Genomic DNA, 6,000 nt, shown 5'->3' with positions numbered 1-6,000 from the left:
CCGCCTCGCTGCTGGGTCACGAACTTGGTCAGGAATCATCATGAAGCAAACACTGAAAACCCAATTGGCCGCAGGTGCCGTGCTGGCGCCCGGCATCTACGATGCCCTGTCGGCGCTCATCGCCGAGCAAGCAGGTTTTGACGCGCTGTACCTGTCGGGTGCGTCCATCGCCTACACGCGGCTGGGGCGCTCGGACATCGGCCTGACCACCTATTCGGAAGTCGAGGACACGCTGGCGCGGATCACCGAGCGCGTGGCCACGCCGGTCATCGTGGATGCCGACACGGGCTTTGGCAATGCGCTGAACACGCAGCGCACGGTGCGCGGCTTTGAACGCGCGGGCGCCGCGATGATCCAGTTGGAAGACCAGACCTTTCCCAAGCGTTGTGGCCATTTGGACGGCAAGACGGTGATACCCCCCGCCGAAATGTGCGGCAAGCTGCGCGCGGCAGTGGATGCGCGGGTGGATGCGTCCACGCTGATCCTGGCGCGTACCGATGCGGTGGCTGTCGATGGGCTGGAAGCCGCGTTGGACCGCGCCGAAGCCTATCTGGAAGCCGGCGCGGACGCGCTATTCATCGAAGCGCTGCGCACGCCCGAACAGATGCAGGCGGCCTGCGCGCGCTTTGCCGCCCGGGTGCCACTGCTGGCCAATATGGTGGAAGGCGGCAAGACCCCCGTGCAAAGCGCCGACGCCTTGACCGCGCTGGGCTTTCGCATCGTCATCTTTCCCGGCGGCACCGCGCGCGCCGTTGCGCACACCTTGCAAGGCTATTACGGCAGCCTGCGCCAACATGGCACAACCGCGCCGTGGCAGGGGCGGATGCTGGATTTCGACGGCTTGAATACGGTGATCGGCACGCCGGAATTGCTGGAGCAAGGGCGGCGCTACGAGGGGTAGGCGCGGAGATAGATGCGGGCAAGCGCGTCTATAACCGACGCCCGGCTCACGCCATGCCGAGGCCGCCTTGGGTCAACGTGGCGGTACGCTCCGGTTGAGCTGCTGTTGCATCATTTGCTCCATCATCATTTGCTGCATGCCCATGTATTGATCCCTCATGTATTGGCGTTCCCGGATCTGCTCGGGGCTCAGGTTCGAGTAGTTTCCGCGCATCGCATTCCAACCCATCTGCCCGCGTCCTCCATGATGTGGGCCGCCGGCGCCCATGGCCCCGCAACAGCCCATCGCGCCGCTTCCCCAAAACTGGCCCATCATTCCCATCGTGGTCTGCATCAATGCTTGATGCTCCTGAAGCAGCTTCCGGCGTTCGTTCGGGTCGGTTGTCTTCTGTATCTGATTCATGGTTTGCTGCATTTTCTCCATGTTGTCCCTGACCTCCGCGGCTTTCTTGTCAAACTGCTGCGTGTTGCCGGCGGACTGTTCGGCCGACTGGGCGGGAGCGGGCGGCGCGGTCTGCGCGACAGCGGTCGTCATGGTGGGAGCCAGCACGGCGACGAAAGCCAGTGCGGCCAGATTGCGGATCTTCATGGTCAATCTCCACGTGGTTGGCACCTTGGACTGCTAGTCAAATCAAGAGGATTTGCAGAGTCAGCGTAGATCCGCCGAGACGGTGGGACTTGACCATAGTCAACATATTCCTATCAGGACGCATGCAGCCTGGCGTCCTGGTATTTGCGGACGGCCTCTTCAACTGTCTGGAACAAGCCGTCCGCGCCCAAGGCTTCGCCCAGGGGTGATCGTCTTACCGTGGCCAGCACGCCCGGCGTTAGATTCGCCAGCCAAAGCACGATGCCGTCTCGCCTTAGCCGACGTTCCGCATCGCTCATCAATTTCAGCGCGGTGTATTCGATATCGAAAACACTTCCCATATCGAGTACGACCACCTTCGGGTGGGTTGCGTTGATCAATTGGGTGATCTTCCGGCCGATGTTGTCTGCATTCACAAAGAAGATGCGTCCCTCGGGCCGAAGCAGCAAGATGCCTTCAAGCGCCTCATCGTCGGGATGGTCCGGGGACGCTGGGCGGAACAGGTTCGTGTTCCGCTTGCGCAATAGCCGATGCAAGGGCGGGTTGGAAACCTGGTGGGCCAGGGCGGCAAGCGACACGATGATGGCCACGAGTATTCCTTGCAGCGTGCCCAGCAGCACGACACCGGCAAGCGCCACCAAGGCCCAGACAAGCTCTGTGCGCCGCACTCTGGCAATCGCACGGAATTCAGCCGGATCGAACAGGCCAACCGAGTAAATGATGACCACCGCCGCCAGGGTGGCGTGCGGCATTGCGCCAATCAACGGCGCCAGCAGCAGCATGACGCCCAGCGTGACCGCGGCGGTGACGCATTCGGCTACCTGGGAGCGTGCGCCGGCGCGCTGGTTCACCGCGGTTTGGGACGTCCCGCCGCCCGCCGGCATGGCGCCGAAAAGCGCGCCGCCCACATTCGAAAATCCCGTGGCCAACAATTCGCGATTGGCGTTCGGCAGGGCTTCACCCGCATTCGCAAAGGCTCGTCCGGCCGCGATCGTTTCGGTGAAACTCATCAAGGCGATCCCCAGCGCCATGGGCCAAAGCTGCTCTATCAATGACGGATCGGGCAGGGTCAACGACGGCAAGCCCGTGGGCACATGGCCCACCGTTTGTACGCCAAGATCGCCCAGCCCGAACAGGCTGGTTGCCGCGATGGCGATGGCGACGGTCACCAGCGGCGCCGGCGCGCGCGGCATGAATCGTTGCAGGATCAGGAGCAGGCCCAAGGTGATCGCGCCGACGGCGGTAGTGGCTATCGAGACCTGGGTAAGTCCATGAAAAATTGCCAGCACGTTCGAAAGAAACGGACCCTTCGGGAAGTGAAGGCCAAGCAGCTTCGGTATTTGGTCGACCACGATCACAATGGCGATGCCCGCCTTGAAGCCGACCAATACCGGCTCGGAAATAAAGCTGGCCAGGTAGCCAAGCCGCAACAGGGACGCCGCGATCAGCACGATGCCAACCAGCAGCGCCAGCGTTGCCGTGGCAATCAGCAATTGCGTGGTGTCGCCGCCCGGCACGGCGCGATCCAAGGCGGTGGCGGTAAGGATGGCGAGCGTAGTCGTTGTGCTGACGCTCAGCGGCCGGGATGTGCCGAGGAAGGCGTAAACAAGCATCGGCACGAAGGCGGTGTATAGCCCCACCTGAACCGGCAGTCCTGCTACGGCGGCGTAGGCCAGCGCTTTCGGGATGACCACGGCGGCGGTCGTCAGCCCGGCAGTGACGTCATCCTCTATCCACGGCTTGTGGTACTGGCATAGCCAGTCAGGCAGCGCAACGTGTTGCCGGCGAACAGATTTTTCCGGCGGTTCGTTTTCCATCGGCGGGCCTCTTTGGCACGGCGCATTGGCTGGAAGATCCGCGCAACGTCATCCAATAGGGCAGGTGGCATTGCATGGCGTCTCAACCGGGGCCATCGCCTGCTGCTACCGATGCAGGCGGCTGATTTTGATTGTGAGCGCAGCCGCCGCGTGGCGTCCATGATGATTCCGGCGAAATGCCGTAAGAATCGCGCTCAACGCTCAACGCATAACCGATCAACGCGCCGTGCGCTGATGCGGCACCAGCGGCGGCACGGGCTGGTCGGCGATCTCATCCCAGAAGCCGGGCAGGAAGCACTCGGCCACCAATAGCGGCTGGCCCTGACGCCAGAAGACGGATCGGCGCGCCCAGACCCGGGCGGCGTCCTGTTCCCGGCGTTCAGCCGGCAAGGCCCCACGCGCCGTGGCGTAGAACGGCACGGGCGACGCCAGACGGCGGCAGGCAAACGGCGAACGGATGACGGTGCTGTCGTGATACAGCATGTCGGCGAGCGGCCGGGTCAAGAGCCGGCGCATGCCTTGCCAGGCGCCGTGCGAGGCGCGTAGTGGCGTCAGGCTGCGGGCGGGCACGCTGTCCACGCCGTTGACCGACATCAGCACTTCACGTATCCATACGGGTGAGCCGGGCGCGATGCCCATGGCCCGGGCTTCGTCCGGCGGCGCGCCGTCGGCGTATTCGGCCAGCACGCGCAGGCGCACCTGGCCCACCTGGCGCAAGCCGGCGGTAAGCGCGCCCGGGCGGAACAGCCAGTGGCGCATGGCGGGGGGCAGGACGGGCGGCGCGACGGCCAGCCAGCCGGGGGCAAGCGGGGGGTGATGGGCTGCGGGTTTCGTCATGGCTGCGTATTATGCCAAGCCCGGAGCGCGGCTCGCCAACGCATACAATACCGCCCATGGAAAAAGTACGTATCTCCAAGCTCATGTCCGAGCGCGGACTCTGCTCGCGCCGCGAGGCCGACAGCTATATCGAACGCGGCTGGGTTCGCGTGGACGGCGTCGTGGTGTCCGAACTGGGCGCCAAGGCGTATCCCGATCAGGTCATCACGCTGGAGCGCGCCGCGCAGGCGCGCCAGACCTCGCGCGTGACCATCCTGATCAACAAGCCCGTGGGTTATGTGTCGGGCCAGGCGGAAAAGGGCTATACGCCAGCGGTTGCCCTGATCGACTCGCGCTCGCGCTTCGCGGGCTGCCGGCATCCGCAACGCTTCGAACGCGCGCATCTGGAAGGGCTGGCCGTGGCCGGCCGACTGGATATTGATTCGCAAGGCCTGCTGGTGCTGACGCAAGACGGCCGCATCGCCAAGCACCTGATCGGTGAAGACTCCAGTGTCGACAAGGAATACCTGGTGCGGGTGCAGGGCGATTTGCCCGACCGTGGGCTGGAACTGTTGAATCACGGCCTGTCGCTGGACGGCAAGGCCTTGAAGCCCGCCCACGTGCGTTGGCAGAACCACGACCAACTGCGCTTTGTGCTGCGGGAAGGCAAGAAGCGTCAGATTCGCCGCATGTGCGAACTGGTCGGCCTGAAAGTGGTGGGCTTGAAGCGTGTGCGCATCGGCCGCGTGCAATTGGGTGACCTGCCGCTGGGTCAGTGGCGCTATCTGCGCGACGACGAAGGGTTTTGACCCTTCTTTTTTAATTCGTCATTCAGGGAACATTCAGCTTCCCTGTTCGGCTCAGCCGACAACAGATGTCGGCGGCCAGCAGATTTTTCAGTCTGTTTCCGACTCCCCGTTATTTCATGAAAGCGGGGGTATCCTTCGCCTGCCCGTTGCTGCCCAGACGCTCCATCAGGAATTCGATGAAGATCCGGGTCTTGGCCGGCAGCAACCGAGTTTCGGTGACCGCATAGACAGGGAAGGGGCCCAATTGCCAGTCCGGCAACACGCGCCGCAACTGCCCTGATTGCTGTTCGGCCGTCTGGCCGCCCACCAGCACCGCGATGCCCGCGCCCAGCATGGCCAAGCGCCGCGCCATGGCGACACCGTTTACCGAAAACCGGTTGCCCGGCGTGAACTCAATGTGCTGGTCGCCGCAGTTAAGCGGCCATCGCGTGACGCGGCCCGCGCCTTCCGCGCGAAATTCGATGCACTCGTGACGGGTCAAGTCACTGGGATGCTTGGGTTCTCCGTGCTTTTCCAGGTAGTCGCGCGAGGCATACAGGTGCGCGGGCAGCATGCCCAGCAGCCGGGCGATTTGCGTCGAATCGGGCAGTTCGCCGATTTCGATCGAGATGTCGCAGGTCTGGAACACGCGCGAGGCGTGGTCCGGGTTTGCCAGGTCCAGGAAAAACGTAACGTCGGGATAGCGGCGGGAGAACTCCATGAACGATTCAGCCAGGAAGTCCGTGCCGAAATCCGCGGGCATGTTCACCCGCAACGGCCCGGCTGGCGTGTCGACCAGCTTTTGCAGTTCTTCATGGGCAATCTGCGCTTCGGCCACGATGCGTTGGCAGCGTTCGAAGTACAGCCGCCCGGCGTCGGTCAGTTCCACCTTGCGGGTGGTGCGGCTCAACAATCGCAAACCCACGGATTTTTCCAATTCGGCCACCTGGCGAGACAAGGTGGATTTAGGCACGCCCAGCGTTGCTGCAGCGCGGCTAAAACTACGTGTCTTGGCCACTTCGACGAAGAGTTCCATGCCTTGTAAGCGTTTCATGGCGAGATTCTTGCACAGACTAGGAGCGCGAAATTG

Annotated in this window: 6 protein-coding genes; 2 read left to right on the top strand and 4 right to left on the bottom strand. The window is 63.4% G+C overall.

From position 1 onward, the window contains the following. Positions 1 to 40: 40 nt before the first annotated feature. A complete protein-coding gene (locus ACE04A_RS12295; protein WP_448715639.1) occupies positions 41 to 901 on the top strand; it encodes an isocitrate lyase/PEP mutase family protein in 861 nt (286 codons plus the stop codon). 72 nt (positions 902 to 973) lie between these two features. Here ACE04A_RS12295 and ACE04A_RS12290 read toward each other — a convergent pair whose 3' ends face one another. The 3 genes from ACE04A_RS12290 to ACE04A_RS12280 form a co-directional block, all read right to left on the bottom strand. Continuing rightward, positions 974 to 1,489, bottom strand: a complete 516-nt coding sequence (locus ACE04A_RS12290) for a hypothetical protein (RefSeq protein WP_279997117.1) — start codon at positions 1,487 to 1,489, stop codon at positions 974 to 976. Between the two features lie 113 nt (positions 1,490 to 1,602). Continuing rightward, a complete protein-coding gene (locus ACE04A_RS12285; protein WP_485820158.1) occupies positions 1,603 to 3,306 on the bottom strand; it encodes a SulP family inorganic anion transporter in 1,704 nt (567 codons plus the stop codon). 216 nt (positions 3,307 to 3,522) lie between these two features. Continuing rightward, on the bottom strand, positions 3,523 to 4,143 hold the full coding sequence (locus ACE04A_RS12280; RefSeq protein ID WP_448715641.1) for a chorismate--pyruvate lyase family protein: 621 nt from the start codon (positions 4,141 to 4,143) through the stop codon (positions 3,523 to 3,525). Positions 4,144 to 4,199: 56 nt separating this feature from the next. Here ACE04A_RS12280 and ACE04A_RS12275 point away from each other — a divergent pair, with 56 nt between their 5' ends. Next, positions 4,200 to 4,931 carry a pseudouridine synthase gene (locus ACE04A_RS12275; protein WP_259248615.1) on the top strand — a complete coding sequence of 244 codons (732 nt, stop codon included), beginning with the start codon at positions 4,200 to 4,202 and terminating at the stop codon, positions 4,929 to 4,931. A gap of 109 nt (positions 4,932 to 5,040) precedes the next feature. Here ACE04A_RS12275 and ACE04A_RS12270 read toward each other — a convergent pair whose 3' ends face one another. Beyond that, complete coding sequence (locus ACE04A_RS12270; RefSeq protein ID WP_100855398.1) at positions 5,041 to 5,946, bottom strand: LysR family transcriptional regulator; 906 nt, start codon at positions 5,944 to 5,946, stop codon at positions 5,041 to 5,043. Between the last annotated feature and the right edge of the window lie 54 nt (positions 5,947 to 6,000).

The sequence above is a fragment of the Achromobacter colocynthidis genome (assembly GCF_057334535.1).
Note: the sequence above shows the minus strand (reverse complement) of the source record. Positions and strands in the feature narration are given on the sequence as shown.

Coding starts and splice junctions, on each gene's coding strand:
- ACE04A_RS12270 (WP_100855398.1), bottom strand. CDS start 5,946: ATGGAACTCTTCGTCGAAGTGGCCAAGACACGTAGTTTTAGCCGCGCT.
- ACE04A_RS12290 (WP_279997117.1), bottom strand. CDS start 1,489: ATGAAGATCCGCAATCTGGCCGCACTGGCTTTCGTCGCCGTGCTGGCT.
- ACE04A_RS12295 (WP_448715639.1), top strand. CDS start 41: ATGAAGCAAACACTGAAAACCCAATTGGCCGCAGGTGCCGTGCTGGCG.
- ACE04A_RS12285 (WP_485820158.1), bottom strand. CDS start 3,306: ATGGAAAACGAACCGCCGGAAAAATCTGTTCGCCGGCAACACGTTGCG.
- ACE04A_RS12275 (WP_259248615.1), top strand. CDS start 4,200: ATGGAAAAAGTACGTATCTCCAAGCTCATGTCCGAGCGCGGACTCTGC.
- ACE04A_RS12280 (WP_448715641.1), bottom strand. CDS start 4,143: ATGACGAAACCCGCAGCCCATCACCCCCCGCTTGCCCCCGGCTGGCTG.